The sequence below is a fragment of the Rhizobium zaerense genome, assembly GCF_051810725.1.
In the GTDB taxonomy this organism is placed as follows: Bacteria; Pseudomonadota; Alphaproteobacteria; order Rhizobiales; family Rhizobiaceae; genus Rhizobium; species Rhizobium leguminosarum_I.
On record NZ_JBPWQY020000003.1, the window covers coordinates 146,047 to 164,378 of the forward strand.

Consider the following 18,332-nt stretch of genomic DNA (forward strand, 5'->3'; position numbering starts at 1 on the left):
GTTTCACCGACGGCTAATCAGAATGCCGGGTCCTTGACAGCGTCCGGCGTATCGAAAGATGCGCCAAACCACTTCTTCTGCAGTTCTGCCATACGCCCGTCTGCCTTAATCTTGAGCATCGCGGCATCGATCGCATCCATCAGGGGCGCATGGTCGGCATCCTTGAGACCGATGAAGCCGAAATAGGACTTCTTGCCGAATGGCGGCAGAACGACTTCGAACGTGCCTTTTCGCTGGCTGGCGACGAAGGCGATATTCGGCAGCGAGTTGGCAACGCCGGCAATGCGGCCGGCGGCGAGATCGGCGTAGGATTCGGTAAAGGCCGGATATTCGCGCACGTCGACCTTGGTCGGCAGCGTGCCGGAGAATTCCTTCAACTGGTCGAGCTGCGCGGTTGCCTTGCCGACACCGATCGTCTTGCCGGCAATATCCTCCGGCTTGCTGATCGTCGTGTCGCCGGCCTTCTTGAGGATGGCAATCGTCGCTTCGGCGATCGGCGGCGTGAAGCGATAGCGCTCCATGCGCTTCTTAGTGATCGTTGCAGGACCTGCCACCACATCGAACTTGCCGGCCTCGAGCGCCGGGAAGACACCGTCCCAGGGAAGCGCCACCCACTCGATCTTGACGCCAAGTTCCTTGCCGATCTCGGCAAAGAGGTCGACGTTCAAACCGGTGTGTTCACCGGCATCGATATAGTCGAACGGTGCGAAAGCCGTTTCAGTGCCAACCTTGAGGGTGCCGGCTGCCTTGACGGCTGCCAGCGTGTCGGCTGCATGGGCGGAAACGGCTGCTCCGAACAAGAACGCAGCGCCGACCAGACCCTTCAGCAGTGAATGTGCCTTCATCATCATCTCTCCAGTTTTATTCCCCCGGCGGAGGAGTTTTGGTTCCCGAATTCGATTTCCTCTGCGCGGATTTCTATGCTCCGCTTTTGACTATACAAATAGATATAGGCTGGCCTAGAGTGTCAATGTAAAAGACGAGGAACGCAAAATTTGTGCCGGATGGCGTCGATCTCGCTGGCATGGCCGTTCCGTATTCATGGTCGCTGACGCCGGATGAGGTGCGGGCTTGGTGTCGATTTATCAGCGTATTTTCACCGATATCGAGACGAAGATCATCAGCGGTGATTGGCGGCCCGGCGACCGCATTCCCGTCGAACACGAACTCGCGGCGAAATATCGGTGCTCGCGGATGACCGTCAGCAAGGCGCTGTCGGCGCTCGCCGAGCGCGGCATGATCATCAGACGGCGCAAGACAGGTTCGTTTGTCGCCTCGCCCCAGATCGACCGCACGGTAATGGATATCCAGGATATCAGCACCGAAGCGGAACTGGCCGGGCACGAACACCGCTTCGAAATCCTCGCCCGCAAGATCGAGCGCCTTGGAGAGACGGAGGCCCAGCAGCTGTCGGAGCCTGCCGATGCAGAAGTCCTCAGGCTCCAATGCCTGCATATTGTCGACGGCAGACCAAATGCCATCGAGCGGCGGATCATCATGCTCGATGCCGTTCCACGGGCGAGAGAGGAGAGTTTTGCTTCAATTCCGCCCGGCAAATGGCTGCTTGACGAGGTTCCGTGGTCCAAGGCCAAACATGTCATTCGCGCCGTTTCGGCCGACACCACGACGGCGCGGATCCTGCAGACGGAACGCGGCGAGGCCTGCCTCAGCCTCATTCGCCAGACCTGGCAGAACGGACGTACGGTGACCTATGTCGAGTTTACCCATCCGGGCGACCGGTTCCAGTTTGCGGGCACGTTTCATCCGGCAACAAATTGAGCTCGACGCCAATCACGGGAGGTTCTGCAAGTGTCCGATGAGCGCCTTAAGGCGATCCCGCTGAAAAGTTTGCAGGCGTTCGAGGCGGTGGGGCGCTGCGGCGGCGTGACGGCCGCAGCCCTGGAACTCAGGGTGTCGCCCGGCGCCATCAGCCAGCAGATCTGCAAGATCGAGAGCTTTCTTGGCGTTTCGCTTCTGGAGCGCAGCGGGCGAACTGTCGAGTTGACCGCCTGGGGCCGGCTCTACCACCAGGAGATATCGAAGGGGTTCGAGCAATTTGCGCTCGCCGGGCAATTGTTGGAAAAGGCGCGCAACGAGACGGCGCTGGTGCTCAGTGCGCTTTCCTCCGTCGTCAACAAATGGATCGGCAGGCGGATCTTCGACTGGCAAGCGCTTCATCCCGAAGTTCCAGTGAGGATTATCGGGCGCGACAAGGAGCCTCGGATCGGCTTCGATGATGTCGATTTCCGCGTGAGCTATGGGTCGGACGTGCTGCAGCACGAACATTATACCGAACTGTTCCGCGATTGGGTGGTGCCTGCCTGTTCGCCGGCGCTGATGCCGGACCGTGCGTATGCGGCTTGCGATCTCTTCGAGCAGCCCCTCCTCCATGTCGAGTGGGAACGGCACTTCACCCCCTACCCCAGCTGGGCGGAGTTTGCCGCCAAGGCCGGCGTCTCCCTTGATGCGTCGACGCCCGGCCTCTCCTTCACCCTGTCGAGCAGTGCGATTGACGCAGCCGTCAACAAGCGCGGCATCGTTCTCGCGCAGATGTCGATGATATCAGACGAGCTCGAGGCGCAAACGCTGGTCATTCCGGTCGACATGCGCATTGCACTGCGCGAAAGCTATTTTCTCGCCTGGGACCGCGCGGCCTTGCAGAAGCCCCACGGGCGCGAATTCCGCGATTGGCTCATTGCTATTTCGCGCCAGCAAACCGTTGCGTCGGCGCCGAAACCAATAGTTTAGAAAAACTAAAACGGAACTCAGCTGCGCGATATTGATGAAAATTTGCGCCTGGCGATAATTTGCGCAGTCGCCCTCCACCGTTGGCGGCGTGGCCGACATAGCAGGAGAGCTCGATGGCGCGAACCGACAAGATGAAACTCGGGACTTTCGTCTATACGTTCGGCTTTCACCCTGCCTCCTGGCTGCATCCGGCAAGCGATGTCAATGGCGCCAACGACTTCGCTCATCTGCTCGATGTCGCCAAACGATCCGAAGCGGCCAAGTTCGATTTCATGTTCATGGCGGATTCTCCCGCCGCCGCCGTTGGCGATCCGAAGGCGCTTGCCCGCATTCCGACCAAGATGAACCGCTTCGAACCGCTCTCGCTGCTTTCAGCTCTGGCAGTCACCACCAACGATCTCGGCCTCGTGGCGACCGTGTCGACGAGTTATTACGAACCATACAATGTCGCGCGCCTGTTCGCCTCGATCGACCATCTGAGCAAGGGCCGCGTCTGCTGGAATGTCGTCACGTCCGATCACGACGAAACCGGCTACAATTTCAATCGCGAGGGGCTCGATCCGCATGCGCTGCGTTACGAACGCGGCAACGAATTCGTCGATGTCGTATTCGGTCTGTGGGACAGCTTCGAGGACGGCGCGCTGCTTCTCGACCGTGAAAACGGCATCTACTACGACAAGGACAAACACCACACGCTCAATCACCAAGGTAAACATTTCCAGGTTCGTGGACCCCTTAACATCGCGCGAACGCCCCAGGGCCGCCCGGTCATTGCCCAGGCGGGCGGTTCGGAACCCGGAATGGAGATGGCGGCACGCACGGCCGAGATCGTCTTCAGCCTCGCATCGAATATCGAGCGCAACCGGGCCTTCTACGAAAACGTCAAGCGCCGGATGCCGGCCTTTGGGCGCGATCCCGACGACCTGAAAATCATGCCGGGCATCGTGATCAACGTCGGTGAAACCGAAGCCGAGGCAAAGGCGAAGGTGGATTATCTGATCGACAGGATGCATCCGGATGTCGGCCGGCTGATGCTTTCCGAATTCCTCGAGGCGGACCTGCGCGATGTCGCTCTCGACAAGCCCTTCCCCATGGATCGGCTGCCGGCGGCGCCGAAGGGATCACGCGCCTTGTTTGAGGAACTGGTCGATTTCGTCAGAAGCGGCCGCACCGTCGGCGAGCTCATCCGCCACTATGCCGAGAAGCATACCGGAAACGGCATGACGGGCACGCCGGCCCAGATCGCCGACTTCATGGAGGAATGGTTCGAGACGCGTGCGGCCGACGGCTTCATCCTGATGTTTCCAACCTTGCCGTCCAGCCTCGACGACTTCGTGCGGCTTGTCCTACCGGAGCTTCGCCGCCGCGGACTGTTCCGTGAGGAATACGAGGGCAAGACCTTGCGCGACAATCTCGGTCTTTCAATGCCTGTCAATCGCTTTGCCAGAACACAAGAGCCAGCCCGATGAGTGTCGAGGCTCTGATTAGCGAAGCGGACTTCAAGCTTTCGATGCGTCATCTGGCGGGTGCCGTCAGCGTGATTACGGTCGGCGACGGGCAAGACCGCACCGGCTTCACGGCAACGTCGGTCTCCTCGCTTTCGGCGGAGTTGCCGTCCGTTATCGTCAGCGTCAACCGAGCGTCTTCCTCATGGCCGGCGCTGCAGCGGTACGGCTGCTTCTGCGTCAACGTGCTCGCCGCCGACCAGCAACAGGTGGCGCAATCCTTTGCCGGTCTAGACGGACGAAGGGGCGCCGAACGTTACGGCAATGCAGGATGGTATCGTCTTAAGACCGGCGCGGCGGTGCTTGAAAATGCCCTGACGGTCCTGGACTGCAAGCTCGAAACCGCATTCCACTACAATTCCCATGCCATTTTGGTTGGACATGTCTGCGCGATGGGAATCCGGCGGGGCATAGGGCCGCTGCTATATTGGCGCGGCGGCTATCATGAACTTCCGGCGGACGTCGATCGCCGCAACCTAACGAAGGCGCTCGGATAATAGCCCGATCGAGGCGACATCCGCATTGGCAAAGGCAAGTCTGAGATAACCCTCCTGGCCCTCGCCGAAATAGGCGCCGGGCAAACAGACGATGCCGGATTCCTTGGCGAGTTTTTCGGCAACCTCTAAAGACGATTTATCGGCGTGGGGATGGCGAACAAAGGCGAAATAGGCGCCGATCGCTCCGATCTCCCAATCGGCCAGCCCGGAGAAGACCTGCCTCAAAGCCTCCGCCCGGCGGGCAATCTCCAGCCGGTTGGCGGCTCGCCAATCGGCGAGCGCCGGGATCGCCGATGCAACGGCGATCTGAGCCGAACGCGGCGCGCAGATCTGCATATTGTCCATCACCTTGGCGATCTCGGCGACTAGTTTGGGGCCAGCCGTGATTGCACCCAGTCGATGACCGGGAATGCAGAAGGATTTCGAGAAGCTGTAGAGAAGAACGAGCGTGTCCTCCCAACCCGGCTCGGAGAGGAGTGAGTGCGGCCGCCCGTAACCCTCGGCTAGGAAATCGCGATAGGTTTCATCGAGAACCAGCCAGGCGCCATATTTCCGGCAGAGCACGAAAAGCTCGTGAAGCAGGCTCGGCGGATACACCGCTCCGGTGGGATTATTGGGTGTGACGACGGCAAGCATCCTCGCGCCGGCCGCAAGGGCAGCCTCGGCCGAACGCGGGTCGGGAAGAAAGCCGCCGGCGGGGTCGCAATCGACCAATCGACGCCCGATTCCCAGCATCGATAGCGTCGTGTCGTGATTGAAATAGAAGGGGTTGGTGAGCGCGACCGTATCGCCGGCTCTCGCCAGCGCAATCGCCGTGCACATGAACGCCTGATTGCAGCCGGCGGTAATATGAATATTGTCGGCGGAAAGGGCGGCACCGTAAAGTTCGGCAATGTAAGCCACGTAGGTCTTGCGCAACCGAGGTTCGCCCTCGATCGGCCCGTATCCCGTCATCGCCTGTTGCCCGGCCGCCTCGGCAAGAAGCCGAAGCATTTCCGGATGCGCGGGATAGCCGGGCACGGCTTGCGACAGATCGATGAGCGGCCCTTTTTCCCCTTTGTATTCGCCGCTCCAGGCGACGACGGAAGGAATGGGTGGGGCTGAGAGGCGGGCAACGAGCGAATTGGGTTTTGCAGCGATCATATCGATTTCTCTTTGATCCCGCTTGCTACAACGATACCAATTGCTTTCTCAACCCCTTTGTCGGGTGAGATGGAGCTGAAGCGGAGACGCATGCGCATGGTGTGGGATAAAACGCGGCTCGAACAGCTGCGCGCAGAATTTGCGGATGCCAATGGGGGCGAGATATTCGACGAGAAGTTTCGGAAAGTGGCGGAGAAGATCATCTCCAAGAAAGGTACGAGACTGGCACCCTACGCCGGAATACCGACCTTCCTCAGCGCCCCTTACATGCAGGTTGCTGCCGATGATCCTGACTTCGGCAATCTCCAGGTTGCAATCACCGGCATCCCCATGGATCTCGGCGTCACCAATCGTCCAGGTTCGCGTTTCGGACCGAGAGCACTTCGCGCCATCGAAAGGATCGGCCCGTACAATCACGTGCTCGGCACGGCGCCGGTCTTCGATCTTCGGGTCGCCGACATCGGCGACGTATCGTTCCAAAGCCGCTACCGGTTGGAGCTCAGCCACGACGACATCGAAAAGCGCATCGCCCAGATCGTCGATGCCGGCGTTGCCCCGCTTTCCGTCGGCGGCGATCATTCCATCAGCCACCCGATTTTGAAGGCCGTCGGTCGGCAGCAACCGGTCGGCCTCATTCATATCGATGCTCATTGCGATACAAGCGGGGCCTTCGATCAGACGAAGTTTCATCACGGCGGGCCATTCCGCAATGCGGTGCTGGACGGCGTGCTCGATCCGACGAGGACAATCCAGATCGGCATCCGTGGTTCGGCGGAATATTTGTGGGAGTTCTCCTATGCGTCGGGAATGACCGTGATCCATGCAGAGGATATCAGCGGGATGGGGATTGCTGCCGTCATTGCCAAGGCAAAATCCATCGTCGGCGATGGCCCGACCTATCTTTCCTTCGACGTCGACAGCCTCGATCCGAGCTTTGCGCCCGGCACGGGCACGCCCGAGGTCGGTGGATTGACCACGCGTGAAGTCATTGAATTGATACGCGGGCTGAAAGGGATAAACCTGGTGGGCGGTGACGTCGTCGAAGTTGCCCCGCAATATGACGCAACGACCAATACAGCGCACGCCGCAGCACAGGTGCTCTTTGAGATTCTAAGCCTCATGGTGTTTAGTCCCTCGATCGGCAAACGCTGAGGCCGACCGCGCAGTCACCTGTGGCAATTGGCCGGATGGGCCGAGACAATGTCGTGCGCGCAAAACCGCCGCACAGTTTTGCGCGACGTTTTAGCCAACGCCCCTCAAAAATTCCTCGGTTTCGATGAGTTCGAGCTGCACGGAAAACCGATCGTGCAGAAGTTCCAGCGACGCATCATAGGTGTCGTCGGCGCTACTGCAGACAGCGTCCTTCAGCACGATGACACGATAGGCGAGATCGATCGCGCCGAGCGTCGTGGCAAGCACGCAGACATCCGTTTCACCGCCGGTGATCACCAGGGTATCGACCCGCTCCGACTGAAGGGCCGTATGAAGGCGCCCGTCGATCCAAGGGGAATAGGTGCGTTTGTCGAAATGCCTTGCCGGCGGAACCAGCGACGCCAGCGATGAAACGAGATCGATCAAGTCGCGCGGAAGATGTTCGCCCGTCATCATCCACCACTTCCGGTAATAATCCCGCCATTTCCCCGGCATGTCATCCGCACGCTCGGGCGGCAGGAAGCGGGTAAAGATCGTTCGTGACGGGTGCCGGCCGGCCAGTTCTTCGATCTGGGGAGAGACCCGCGCCATCCAGGGAACGTGCCATGGCGTGTCTTCGGCAAACATCCGCTGCATGTCGACGCAAAGGTGCCGCCACTCGCCGACCTCGACCATCAGATCCTCCTTCCGGTCTTCGGGGCGTCAACTGTTGCATGCGACGAAAGTTCCCCTGACCAGCGGAAGATCAGAAGCCTCTTACGCGACGGCGCCTGGAGCAATCGTCAGCAATCCGGCGGTGCTCTCAGCATTCCGGAAACTATCAAGCTCGTACAGAGGAACCGGTTTGGAGAAGAAGTAGCCTTGGAGGTCGGTGCAGCCGAGGGCGGCCAGAAAGTCGCGTTGATATTCGGTTTCGACCCCTTCGGCCGTCGTCGAGATACCGAGGTTGCGGCTGAGCGCGACGATGGCGCCGATGATTGCCGCCCCGTTGGCTTTTGTGCCGAGTTGTGAGACGAACGATCGATCGATCTTGATGCGGTCGATATCGAAGCGCAGCAGATGGCTGAGGCATGAAAAGCCGGTCCCGAAATCGTCGAGCGAAACCTGAACACCCCGGCTGCGCAGCGACTTCAGCACCGTATAGACGTCTGAGTCGTCCTCGATCAGCGAAGATTCGGTAAGCTCGAGCTCGAGCCGGGACGGCTGCAGGCCGCTCTCCTCAAGCACGGTGAAGACTTCCTCGGCGAAATTCGGTCTTCTCAACTGGGCGGGAGACACGTTGACCGCAACAAACGTGTCTTCCGGCCATTTGCAGGCGGCTCTGCAGGCTTCGCGCAACACCCAGAAACCGAGAGCATCGATGAGACCGCCCTCCTCGGCGACAGGGATAAAGCTGGCAGGCGTCAATAGTCCGCGCTGACTGTGACGCCAACGCACCAGAGCCTCCGCGCCCGACGCCGCGTATCCTGCCTCAGCGCAATGGACCGTTTGGTAATAGACCTCGAGCGATCCGAAGTCGGGCCGGTTCGCACTCGGATCGACGTGTGGACCATCAGTGGATGAGGCCATGCTTTTGGCCAGAACGTCCCGCAATTCGTTCTTGAGAATGTCGCGCGCATTCCGGCCGCCGTCCATGGACGGTGAATAGAGACGCCACTGGCCTCTCCCGCCCATCTTTGCCTCGTACAGCGCAACGTCGGCGTAGCGCATGATGTCATCGGCATTCCGTCCGGCGTCCGGCACGACGGTCACGCCGATCGAGCCGCCGACGCGCGCGACGGCCTCGCCCCTCAAAAGCGGGAAGGGCTTGCCAAGTTCGGCAACGATCGCTTCGCAGATTGCCGGTAAAACGTGGTCATGATCTTTGATGTCCCGGAGAAGCAGAGCGAACTCATCGCCTCCGAGCCGGGCCAGCGTGTCCCCCGGACGAAGCACGGAGCGGATCCGCTCCGCAGCCATTCTGATGAGCTCATCGCCGGCGGCATGGCCGAACGTGTCGTTTACGGCTTTGAAGCGGTCGAGGTCGAGAAGTGCGACTGCCGAGCGCTCGGCCGAGTTCCGCGTCTCGGCCAGGCACTCGTCAAACCTGATCGCGAACAAAGCGCGGTTGGGAAGATTGGTGAGCACATCATGCAAGGCAAGCTGCCTTGCATGCAGTTCGCTTTTCTTCAACTCGCCGAGACTGCTTCGCAGGCGCACCAGCAAGACCGAGAACAGGATCGCGATCACCAAGGCGGCAATCGAAAGCGCCGGCATCAACCGGCCGATCACCCTCGAACCTGGAAGATCGGGCCGCCAGACGATGAAGCCGATCGGTTCGCCGTTTGCCGTGGCGTCGATTTGGAACGCAACCTCGTTTTCGTCTGCATCGGCCGTGCGCGCGAAGCGGGCGCCGTTAAGGCCTTGTTGCCGGCTCAGTTCGTCCAGCGCCGCACCATCGATAAAGCGCACGACAATCAGGAATTGCCGCGTCGGCTGGCTCTGCCTCTCATTGGTCTCGTTGATGGCGACGATGCCGACGATCGTCGGCCGACCTTCCAGCCGCATCAGATTGGCGAGCGCACGGTTGGAGCGGGCGGCACTCGCAAGGCGGCTTTCCATTGAAGACGGCGTTCGTTCGTTGGAAACCGTGCCTTGTCTTACCCCAAGGCGGGCATCCCGAAGGAGGGGCAAGAAGAGAGGCTTCATCCAGCGATAACGCTTTTCCGTTTGGGCATCCGCCAGCATGAGCAGTTGCGCCTTCTCGTCGACGACAAAGGCCTGATCGTAGCCGAAGGCGGACATTGCGGTTTGGCTGATCGCACTTCCGGCCGCCGCCGTCAGAACGGCATCGAGGCTGGAGGAACCTCCGGTCGACCGGGCGGCCGGATAAACGCGTGTGAGATAGCCGTTGCCGAACTGGCCGATAACATGCGCGACTTGATCGACCTGCTCCAGCAGGCGGGCATTTACAAGCTGGCGCTGTCGATCAAGAGCGGCAGCGTCGCTCTCGGTTCCCGCCCACAGTGCCGAAAGCACGACAAGACCGATAGCGCCAAGTCCGCTGACGGCAATCAGAAACAGAATTCTTCCCGAAGCGATCCAGGATTTCTGAAACGTGTTGGAGCTGGAAGGAAGAACGATGTGCAAGCCTGGACCCCTGAACACCACGACGTGGGCGTATTCGTCGAAGCTAACAAAGAAGCGTTCACGTAGAATTAAAGGCTGCGGCCCACTATAGGGCGAGATCGACTACGCCCCAAGGAGCTCCTGACGATGTTGCGCATATCCATACGGACTATATTGCGCGGAGCGCTGATGGCAGGCGGGATCGGTATCTTTTTGGCCGCCTCGCCGTTCGAGGTGGCTGCGCAAGATCGCATACCGATGAGAATTGCCGTCGAAGGTGCGTTTCCGCCCTTCAACTATCTCGATGCAAATAACGAGCTTCAGGGCTTCGACATCGATATTGCCAATGCGCTGTGCGAGGTTGGCAAGTTCGAATGCCAATTCATCATCGAGAAGTGGGACGACATTATCCCCGATCTCGTTGCCGACAAATACGACGCGATCATCTCATCCATGTCGATGAGCCTTGAGCGGCGTCAAAAGGTTGCCTTCACTGAAAAATACTATAACAGCCCGTCGGTGTTCATCGCTCGGAAGGATTCGTCGATCAATGATGTCAGCCCCGCCGGCCTCAGCGGCAAGATCCTCGGGGTGACGTCGTCGACGGCGCAGGAATCCTACGCCAACCATCTCTATCCGGAGATGAAAAAGAAGGTCTTCCGGTCTTCGCCAGAATTGTACAAGGGGTTGTCGGATGGCAGCGTCGATATCATCCTGGAGGACAAACTCGCCATCTACGACTGGATCGCCAACACCAAGGCGGGAACCTGCTGCGAGTTCAAAGGGCCGGATCTGGTCGACGTCACGTACTTCGGCGAAGGTGCCGGCATCGCGCTGCGCCTGGACGACAAGGAGCGTCTAACGCGCCTGAACGAAGCCCTGAAGAGTATTAAGGCGGACGGGACCTACGATATGATCAACGCAAAATATTTCCCGTTCAGCATCCAGTAATTCGTCAATCAAATTGTCATGTGGCAAATGCGGAATGGCCGGTTTACCGCCGACCATTCCTATTGTGTAAAGTCCTCAGTCGTAACCGCTACGCGGCTTTCGCGACCTCACCGTGCGGATCGAGGACATATTTTGTCGCCGCTCCATGATCGAAGCTCTCATATCCAGCGGCGGCATCGTCGAGCGGGATGACCTTGGCGTTGACGATATCGGCAATGGGCAGTCGGTCGTGGAGGATCGCCTGCATGAGCTGACGATTGTATTTGATCACCGGAGTCTGGCCGGTGTGGAAGGACTGCGCCTTGGCCCATCCGAGGCCGAAGCGGAGCGAAAGATTGCCGTGTTTGGCGGCATTGTCGACGGCGCCCGGATCCTCGGTGACGTAGAGGCCGGGAATACCGATCGAACCCGCGGCGCGGGTAATCTCCATCATCTGATTGAGGACGATCGCCGGCTGTTCCCCGCCCGAGTGGCCGCGTGCCTCGAAGCCGACCGCATCGATGGCGCTGTCCACTTCGTTGGTGCCGACGACCTGTGCGATCATGTCGCCGAGACGGTCGCTCTTGGACAGGTCGATCGGTTCGAAACCGACCTTCGCCGCGTGTGCCAGACGGTCCTTGTTGAAATCACCGATCATGACGACCGCAGCACCGAGAATGCGAGCCGAGGCGGCAGCCGCAAGGCCGACCGGGCCGGCGCCGGCGACGTAGACGGTCGAGCCTACTCCAACGCCGGCACGCACGGCGCCATGGAAGCCGGTGGGCAGAATGTCGGAGAGCATGGTGAGATCCCGGATCTTCGCCATTGCCTTGTCCCGATCGGGGATTTTCAGCAGGTTGAAATCTGCATAGGGAATGGTGACGTAGCGTGCCTGTCCGCCGATCCAGCCGCCCATGTCGACATAACCGTAAGCGCCACCGGCGCGGGCCGGGTTTACCGTCAGGCAGACGCCTGTATCCTGGGACTTGCAGCAGCGGCAGCGGCCGCAGGCGACATTGAACGGCACCGAGACGATATCGCCGATGTCGAGCATCTCGACGTCGATGCCTTTCTCGATGATCTCGCCGGTGATTTCATGACCGAGGACCAGGCCCGGCATCGCCGTCGTGCGGCCGCGAACCATGTGCTGATCGGAGCCGCAGATATTGGTCGAGATCACCTTCAGGATGACGCCGTGTTCGATGCGGCGGCCGTCGGGCGCTTTCAGCTTCGGGTCGTCGATGTCGCGAACTTCGACCTTGCCCGGCCGGAGATAGACGACGCCTCTATTTTTGCTCATGGATTCCTCCCACTTGTTTGAATGCCTCGATCTGCAACCGATGCAGTCGATGGCAACTTCCCTCCGGCCTGCCTCCTCTGCAGCCCGGTGTCCAAAACACGCGGATACCGCCGCACCGGGCGATATTCGAATTTTCAAAACGGACAGATTGGATGCAGTAGAGGAGTGAGCGCAACGGTTTTCGCCTGTCTTTCCGCTCGTGACCGTCTGCCGCAATCCGTCGATTTGCTGCGCAAGAGCTGGTTTCCGGCTCCAGAATCTCCTTCCGATCCATCTCGATATCTTTCCGGATGTCGATCCGGCGATTTCCTTGAGGATTTCAGTTCTTCTACCGCTGCGGGGCAGCGCCGGCATCGGGCCGGCTTGCCAATGGTCCATTTCGCCAGTTTGCGAGATAGCGCCTTGGACACCACAAACAAACCACGCCTGACGGAAAACAGCGATCAAGAAAACGACATGGGCGCAACTCAAAGACGACAGTCGCAAAGTCGCAACAGCGCTGCGTGGCGGAAATAATTGATCCCGCGAATACGGCGGTTTTCCGGTTCGTCCCGAAAGATTTAATCGTCGCCTAAAGACTTGAGGCGCGACGGTCGCCGGCTGCGGCTGACGTCGAGTGCCGTGTGCCAGAACACCGCGGCGAGGATGATCGCGCCGCCGAAAAAGGTGGCGACGGGCGGCTCTTCGGAAAATAGCAGCCAAACCCAGAAGGGCGTGAGCACGATTTCCATCGTGCCGATCAGCGCCGCCTCCGCCGGCGGCATTCGCTTCGCCCCGGCAAGGAAGAGCACCAGCGCGAGGGAGAAATTGGTCGCGCCGAAGGCGGCAAGAACGATCCAGTTGTGCAGGTCGAGCGAGCCGACCGAACCGAACGGAGCGAAGATGACGAGCGTCAAGAAGGCGCTGATCACGGTCGGCGGCAGGCTCGGCACGTCGGGACTGATGCGCGGGATGATAATGACCAGCGCGAAGGACGCGGTCATGCCGAGCGCCAGCAGGTCGCCGAGACCAGTCCCGCCGCCGATCGAAGAGGCGACGATGACGGCGACGCCGAGGAAAGAGATGCCGCCAGCAATCAGTGTCCGCCGGGCAACCCTCTCCTTGAGGATGACCCAGCCGAGCATGGCTGCGATGAAGGGCGCGGTCGCATAAATCATCGTCACATTGGCGACGGTGGTCATGTAAAGCGCGCCGATGAAGCATCCCTGACTGAAGGTCTGGCATGCGATCATCGCAAGGCTGGACGGATGGAAGACGGAACCCCATTGTCGCCGCGAGATGCCCCCTTCGAGGAAAAGGCAGGGGATCAGCAGGAACAGGCCTCCGAACAACGACCGCCAGGCGATCGCCGTCCATACGTCGGTGGTCAGGAGTCGCGAATAAACACCGCTCGCGCTCCAGGCAAGTGTCGCGGCAATGATGAGAAGCACACCCTTCTCGTGCTCGCTGCCTGCGAGGCGTCTGGCCGGATTTTCAATGGTCACGCAGATATTCTCAAAGAAGGAAGTCGAACGCGGCTCTTTTGTGCGCTGAGAATTGACATCAGACAAACGAATAGTAGTGATGACTATCATCGATTTTTTCTATGGCTATTCCATGCATGAGCCGATTGAGAGCGACCTGCTGAGAACCTTCCTGGTCGTTGCCGAAACCTCCAATTTCTCCGCCGCTGCCCAGCGCATCGGGCGGACGCAGTCGGCCGTCAGCACCCAGATCAAGAGGCTTGAGCAGACGATCGGCGAAACGCTGTTCGAGCGTGGCGCCCGCGGTGTGCTGCTCACACGCCAGGGCATACAGCTCGTGCCCTATGCCCGCAGGATCATCGATCTCCTGAACGAGGCCGCCGCGACGATCCGCAGCAAACCGCTGGACGGGCCGGTACGCATCGGAATTCCCGAGGAATACAGCCAGACGGTGCTGCCGGCGGCGCTCACGGCTTTCGCCGTACGCCACCCGGCCGTCGAGGTCACCGTGTCCTGCGATTATACCGTCCGCAACCTCGCTGCCCTTGAGCGGGACGAGCTCGATCTGGCCGTTGTTTTCGACTGGAGCGATGAGACCAAAGGCGAGGTCATCTGCATCGATCCCACGGTCTGGGTCACATCGATGGTGCACCGGCTGCACGACATCGATCCCCTGCCGATAGCGACCTATCGCAACTCCACCTGGTCACGCGATTTTGCGCTCCGGTCGCTGGAGCAGATCGGCCGCAACTATCGGATCGCTTTCATCGCCGATACCGGTTCGGGGCTGAAGAATGCCGTGACCGCGGGCCTTGCCGTCACCACGCTTTCCCGCAGCAGCATTCCGCCCGGCTGCCGGGAACTCACCGCTGAAGACGGTTTCCCGCCGGTCGATTCCTCCAAGGTCGTGCTCCGCCGGAGCACCTACCGTTCCAGCGAGGCCGTCCGGGAACTTTCCGAAATGATACGGGACGCGTTCCAGCCTATGCCCGCATCTCCGATGGTGTGACGCGGCGGCGCAAGCGGCGCCGGGTCTCGGACGGGCTCTCGGAAAAACTCGCCCTGTAGCTTCTCGCAAAGGCTGAGGCTGAGTTGAAGCCGGTCGCCGCCGCGATGTCGGCAAAGGAGGCTGCCGTCTCGATCACCTTGCGGCGCGCCGCATTCAAGCGCAGCGCGAGATAATGCACATGCGGCGGTGCGCCGATGCTCTGCTGGAAGAGATCCTGCAGATGCCGAGCGCTGATGCCCACCCGCCTGGCCAGCCGCGTGAGGATCAGAGGCTGCTCGATATGCTCCTCCATCAGCCGTACTGCCTGCGTCACGCGGGGATCGTGCATGCGCAGTCCGGCAGCGGCTGCGGAAAGTGATTCATCGGCATGGAAGGACGGCTGCTCGTAACGGAACAGCCGGCTGACCTCGAGCGCCAGCGAATAGCCCTGCCGTTGCCGGATCACCTCCAGCATCAGGTCGACGGTCGGAAGCGAACCCGAGGTCGTCAGCCGCTTGCCGTCGATGACGAAACGATCCTTGACGGCCCGCACCTCGGGATAGGCGAGCGCAAAATCCTCGTAATCCTCCCAGTGAACGGTCGCCGGTAACCCGTCGAGCAGGCTGGCTTCAGCCAGCAGCCATGTGCCGGACTCGATGCCGGCAATCACCGTGCGATAGCGGGCGGCCTGGGAGAGCTGCATCTTGAGTGCCGGCGTAGCACTTCGGCGCCAGTTGTAACTAGCCAGCACGAACAGTGGCGTATTCTCGGTGGTCGCTTTGAAAGCGCCTTGCGCGGGCACGGCGATATCGCTGGTGGTCAGCACCGGTGCTCCGTCCGGGGTCAGCAGCCGCCAGCGATAGAGCTCGCTGCCGGAAATGCGGTTGGCGCCGCGCAACGGCTCGATGACCGAGGCGATCAGGATCAGGTTCGCGTCCGGCAGGACGAGAAGGTCGATATCGAGCCGTTCGGTCGATCGCTGTAGCAAGGCCACCTCCCTGGAGTTCCGATAATGTATCGATTGCTTCCGAAATTGCAACGCATCGTCATCCATCCTGTCGCGTAATGGGCACAAGACGAGGGAGAACAAAAACATGCCTCTTGCGATGAACCGCGATGTCTTCATCACCTGCGCCGTCACCGGCGCCGGTGACACGGTTTCTAGATCCAGCCACGTGCCGATCACTCCCAAGCAGATCGCCGATTCCGCCATCGATGCGGCAAAGGCCGGTGCCGCGATCGTTCACTGTCATGTGCGCGACCCGGAAACAGGAGCCGCCAGCCGCCGCAACGACCTCTACAGGGAAGTTACCGACCGCATCCGCTCGGCCGATGTCGACGTCGTCCTCAATCTCACCGCCGGCATGGGCGGGGACCTGATCTTCGGAGATGTCGAAAGCCCCCTTCCCCTCAACCCGAAGGGCACGGATATGGCGGGCGCTACCGAGCGCGTCAGCCATGTGGCCGAATGCCTGCCTGAGATCTGCACGCTCGACTGCGGCACGATGAACTTCAACCTCGGCGACTATGTCATGACCAACACGCCGGCCATGCTGCGGGCGATGGCGAAGAAGATGACGGATCTCGGCGTGCGGCCGGAGATCGAGGCCTTCGACACCGGCCATCTCTGGTTTGCCAAGCAGCTTGCCGAGGAAGGCCTGATCGAAGATCCGGTGCTGATCCAGCTCTGTATGGGCATTCCATGGGGTGCGCCCGACGATCTCAATACATTCATGGCGATGGTCAATAACGTGCCTGAGAGCTGGACCTTCTCGGCCTTTTCGATCGGCCGCAACGCCATGGCCTATCCAGCGGCAGCCGTGCTGGCGGGCGGCAACGTGCGCGTCGGCCTGGAGGACAACCTCTTTGTCGGCAAGGGCCAGCTCGCCACCAATGCTGAGCTCGTCGAAAAGGCCGTACAGGTGGTCGAGGGCATGGGTGCGCGGATCATCGGTCCGGAAGACGTTCGCAAGAAACTCAAACTGACGAAGCGCTGAGGATGGCATGACAGGGATCAGCAAGGCGGCTTGCATCGGCGGCGGCGTCATCGGCGGTGGATGGATCGCGCGTTTCCTGCTGGCCGGGATCGACGTCGATGTGTTCGACCCGCATCCGGAGGCGAGCCGCATCGTCGGCGAAGTCGTCTCCAATGCCGAAAAAGCTTATGCCATGCTGACCGGCGCACCCCTGCCGCCGCGCGGCAAGCTCACCTTCTGCAAGACGCTGGAAGAGGCTGTTGCCGGCGCCGGCTGGATTCAGGAAAGCGTGCCCGAAAGGCTCGACCTCAAGCGCGGTGTGCTAAACGAGATCGACGCCGTGGCACGACCGGACGCCCTGATCGGCTCTTCCACCTCGGGCCTGCTGCCGACCGACCTGCAGCGCGACATGAAATATCCTGAGCGCCTCTTCGTCGCCCACCCCTATAATCCCGTCTATCTGCTGCCGCTCGTCGAAATCGTCGCCGGCGAAAAGACTTCGGCGGCGACCATCCAGACGGCGATCGAAAGACTGCCGCCGCTCGGTATGAAGGGCGTCCACATTGCCAAGGAGATCGAGGCCTTCGTCGGTGACCGGCTGCTCGAAGCGCTCTGGCGCGAGGCCTTGTGGCTCATCCACGACGATATCTGCACCGTCGAGACGCTCGATGACGTCATCCGCTACTCCTTCGGCCTGCGCTGGGCGCAGATGGGCCTGTTCCAGACCTATCGCATCGCCGGCGGCGAGGCCGGCATGCGCCACTTCCTCGCCCAGTTCGGGCCATGCCTCGCCTGGCCCTGGACCAAGCTCACCGATGTCGTCGATCTCGACGACGCGCTGATCGAAAAGATCGGCCAGCAATCCGATGAACAGGCGGCTGGTCTGTCGATCCGCGAGCTCGAACGCATCCGCGACGAAAACCTCGTCGGCATCCTGCAGGCCCTCAAGGGCGGCGATGGCGGCAAGGGCTGGGGCGCCGGCAAGCTGCTGAAGGACTTCGAGCAATCGCTCTGGGCACAAGGCGGCGGGACGACGACGTCTTTCGATCCGTCGAAGCCGCTGAGGCTCGTCGAGACCAAGGTCAGCCCTGCCTGGGTCGATTATAACGGCCATATGACCGAACACCGCTACCTGCAGGTTTTCGGCGATACCTCAGATGCGCTGCTGCGCCTCATCGGCGTCGACGTTGCCTATGTCGAGGCGGGGCAGAGCTACTACACAGTGGAAACCCACATCCGCCATCTCGGCGAGGCGAAGCTCGGGCAGGCGATCCATTCGACCTGCCGGATCCTTGATGTCGACGACAAGCGGCTGCACGTCTTCCACACGCTTCACGATACGGCGACGGGCGAGACCATTGCCACCGCCGAGCACATGTTGCTGCATGTCGACAGCAAGGCCGGTAAGGCCACACCCGCGCCGGCCGTCATTCTCAACAAGGTCAAGGCGATCGCTAGAGCGCATGCGGAGTTGGCTGCGCCTGAAGGCGTCGGCCGTCACGTCGGCCAGAGGCGGTAGGAG

At 60.7% G+C, this 18,332-nt stretch carries 16 protein-coding genes and 1 riboswitch; of the genes, 9 read left to right on the forward strand and 7 right to left on the reverse strand.

All coding sequences use genetic code 11. The features are described from left to right. Positions 1-17 precede the first annotated feature (17 nt). Positions 18-845, reverse strand: coding sequence for a transporter substrate-binding domain-containing protein (locus tag ACS4RR_RS27105; protein WP_162117566.1), 828 nt, complete (start codon positions 843-845; stop codon positions 18-20). Between the two features lie 226 nt (positions 846-1,071). On the opposite strand from ACS4RR_RS27105, the gene hutC reads away from it, so the two are divergent. From hutC to ACS4RR_RS27125, 4 genes are all read left to right on the forward strand, one after another. After that, positions 1,072-1,779, forward strand: coding sequence for a histidine utilization transcriptional repressor HutC (gene hutC, locus ACS4RR_RS27110; protein ID WP_456190446.1), 708 nt, complete (start codon positions 1,072-1,074; stop codon positions 1,777-1,779). 30 nt (positions 1,780-1,809) lie between these two features. After that, a complete protein-coding gene (locus ACS4RR_RS27115; RefSeq protein ID WP_456190447.1) occupies positions 1,810-2,748 on the forward strand; it encodes a LysR family transcriptional regulator in 939 nt (312 codons plus the stop codon). 113 nt (positions 2,749-2,861) lie between these two features. Then, entirely contained in the window at positions 2,862-4,217 is a 1,356-nt protein-coding gene (locus ACS4RR_RS27120) for an LLM class flavin-dependent oxidoreductase (RefSeq protein WP_170281817.1), read from the forward strand. Then, positions 4,214-4,750 carry a flavin reductase family protein gene (locus ACS4RR_RS27125; protein ID WP_222384841.1) on the forward strand — a complete coding sequence of 179 codons (537 nt, stop codon included), beginning with the start codon at positions 4,214-4,216 and terminating at the stop codon, positions 4,748-4,750. The genes ACS4RR_RS27120 and ACS4RR_RS27125 overlap by 4 nt, the downstream gene beginning before the upstream one ends. On the opposite strand, the gene ACS4RR_RS27130 is transcribed toward ACS4RR_RS27125, so the two are convergent. Then, positions 4,730-5,893 carry an aminotransferase gene (locus tag ACS4RR_RS27130; RefSeq protein ID WP_222384842.1) on the reverse strand — a complete coding sequence of 388 codons (1,164 nt, stop codon included), beginning with the start codon at positions 5,891-5,893 and terminating at the stop codon, positions 4,730-4,732. The two genes, ACS4RR_RS27125 and ACS4RR_RS27130, sit on opposite strands and share 21 nt — an antisense overlap. 96 nt (positions 5,894-5,989) lie before the next feature. Here ACS4RR_RS27130 and speB point away from each other — a divergent pair, with 96 nt between their 5' ends. Continuing rightward, on the forward strand, positions 5,990-7,045 hold the full coding sequence (gene speB / locus ACS4RR_RS27135; protein WP_222384843.1) for an agmatinase: 1,056 nt from the start codon (positions 5,990-5,992) through the stop codon (positions 7,043-7,045). Between the two features lie 90 nt (positions 7,046-7,135). On the opposite strand, the gene ACS4RR_RS27140 is transcribed toward speB, so the two are convergent. Together ACS4RR_RS27140 and ACS4RR_RS27145 are read right to left on the reverse strand one after the other, a co-directional pair. Further along, on the reverse strand, positions 7,136-7,720 hold the full coding sequence (locus ACS4RR_RS27140) for a cysteine hydrolase family protein (protein WP_456190448.1): 585 nt from the start codon (positions 7,718-7,720) through the stop codon (positions 7,136-7,138). An 81-nt stretch (positions 7,721-7,801) separates the two neighbouring features. Further along, the gene (locus tag ACS4RR_RS27145) at positions 7,802-10,195 is read right to left on the reverse strand and encodes a putative bifunctional diguanylate cyclase/phosphodiesterase (protein ID WP_222384844.1); all 2,394 of its coding nucleotides are present in this window, start codon (positions 10,193-10,195) and stop codon (positions 7,802-7,804) included. 105 nt (positions 10,196-10,300) lie between these two features. Here ACS4RR_RS27145 and ACS4RR_RS27150 point away from each other — a divergent pair, with 105 nt between their 5' ends. Next, the gene (locus tag ACS4RR_RS27150) at positions 10,301-11,104 is read left to right on the forward strand and encodes an ABC transporter substrate-binding protein (RefSeq protein ID WP_170281811.1); all 804 of its coding nucleotides are present in this window, start codon (positions 10,301-10,303) and stop codon (positions 11,102-11,104) included. Between the two features lie 88 nt (positions 11,105-11,192). On the opposite strand, the gene fdhA is transcribed toward ACS4RR_RS27150, so the two are convergent. Further along, positions 11,193-12,383, reverse strand: coding sequence for a formaldehyde dehydrogenase, glutathione-independent (gene fdhA, locus ACS4RR_RS27155; protein ID WP_456190449.1), 1,191 nt, complete (start codon positions 12,381-12,383; stop codon positions 11,193-11,195). A gap of 219 nt (positions 12,384-12,602) precedes the next feature. Further along, positions 12,603-12,803, reverse strand: a riboswitch (cobalamin riboswitch). A gap of 140 nt (positions 12,804-12,943) precedes the next feature. Further along, complete coding sequence (locus ACS4RR_RS27160; RefSeq protein ID WP_456190450.1) at positions 12,944-13,867, reverse strand: DMT family transporter; 924 nt, start codon at positions 13,865-13,867, stop codon at positions 12,944-12,946. Positions 13,868-13,979: 112 nt separating this feature from the next. On the opposite strand from ACS4RR_RS27160, the gene ACS4RR_RS27165 reads away from it, so the two are divergent. After that, on the forward strand, positions 13,980-14,855 hold the full coding sequence (locus ACS4RR_RS27165; RefSeq protein ID WP_456190454.1) for a LysR substrate-binding domain-containing protein: 876 nt from the start codon (positions 13,980-13,982) through the stop codon (positions 14,853-14,855). On the opposite strand, the gene ACS4RR_RS27170 is transcribed toward ACS4RR_RS27165, so the two are convergent. Continuing rightward, entirely contained in the window at positions 14,830-15,888 is a 1,059-nt protein-coding gene (locus ACS4RR_RS27170; RefSeq protein WP_456190451.1) for a GlxA family transcriptional regulator, read from the reverse strand. The two genes, ACS4RR_RS27165 and ACS4RR_RS27170, sit on opposite strands and share 26 nt — an antisense overlap. 40 nt (positions 15,889-15,928) lie before the next feature. On the opposite strand from ACS4RR_RS27170, the gene bcoG reads away from it, so the two are divergent. Together bcoG and ACS4RR_RS27180 are read left to right on the forward strand one after the other, a co-directional pair. After that, entirely contained in the window at positions 15,929-16,831 is a 903-nt protein-coding gene (gene bcoG / locus ACS4RR_RS27175; protein ID WP_456190452.1) for a 3-dehydrocarnitine:acetyl-CoA trimethylamine transferase BcoG, read from the forward strand. Between the two features lie 7 nt (positions 16,832-16,838). Continuing rightward, positions 16,839-18,329, forward strand: a complete 1,491-nt coding sequence (locus ACS4RR_RS27180; RefSeq protein ID WP_456190453.1) for a carnitine 3-dehydrogenase — start codon at positions 16,839-16,841, stop codon at positions 18,327-18,329. Positions 18,330-18,332 lie beyond the last annotated feature (3 nt).

Excerpts from the sequence above, each read along its gene's own strand:
- ACS4RR_RS27125 (WP_222384841.1), top strand. The coding sequence starts at position 4,214 with ATGAGTGTCGAGGCTCTGATTAGCGAAGCGGACTTCAAGCTTTCGATG.
- ACS4RR_RS27140 (WP_456190448.1), bottom strand. The coding sequence starts at position 7,720 with ATGGTCGAGGTCGGCGAGTGGCGGCACCTTTGCGTCGACATGCAGCGG.
- ACS4RR_RS27165 (WP_456190454.1), top strand. The coding sequence starts at position 13,980 with ATGCATGAGCCGATTGAGAGCGACCTGCTGAGAACCTTCCTGGTCGTT.
- ACS4RR_RS27180 (WP_456190453.1), top strand. The coding sequence starts at position 16,839 with ATGACAGGGATCAGCAAGGCGGCTTGCATCGGCGGCGGCGTCATCGGC.
- ACS4RR_RS27120 (WP_170281817.1), top strand. The coding sequence starts at position 2,862 with ATGGCGCGAACCGACAAGATGAAACTCGGGACTTTCGTCTATACGTTC.
- ACS4RR_RS27150 (WP_170281811.1), top strand. The coding sequence starts at position 10,301 with ATGTTGCGCATATCCATACGGACTATATTGCGCGGAGCGCTGATGGCA.
- ACS4RR_RS27105 (WP_162117566.1), bottom strand. The coding sequence starts at position 845 with ATGAAGGCACATTCACTGCTGAAGGGTCTGGTCGGCGCTGCGTTCTTG.
- speB (WP_222384843.1), top strand. The coding sequence starts at position 5,990 with ATGGTGTGGGATAAAACGCGGCTCGAACAGCTGCGCGCAGAATTTGCG.
- ACS4RR_RS27170 (WP_456190451.1), bottom strand. The coding sequence starts at position 15,888 with ATGGATGACGATGCGTTGCAATTTCGGAAGCAATCGATACATTATCGG.
- ACS4RR_RS27130 (WP_222384842.1), bottom strand. The coding sequence starts at position 5,893 with ATGATCGCTGCAAAACCCAATTCGCTCGTTGCCCGCCTCTCAGCCCCA.
- fdhA (WP_456190449.1), bottom strand. The coding sequence starts at position 12,383 with ATGAGCAAAAATAGAGGCGTCGTCTATCTCCGGCCGGGCAAGGTCGAA.
- bcoG (WP_456190452.1), top strand. The coding sequence starts at position 15,929 with ATGCCTCTTGCGATGAACCGCGATGTCTTCATCACCTGCGCCGTCACC.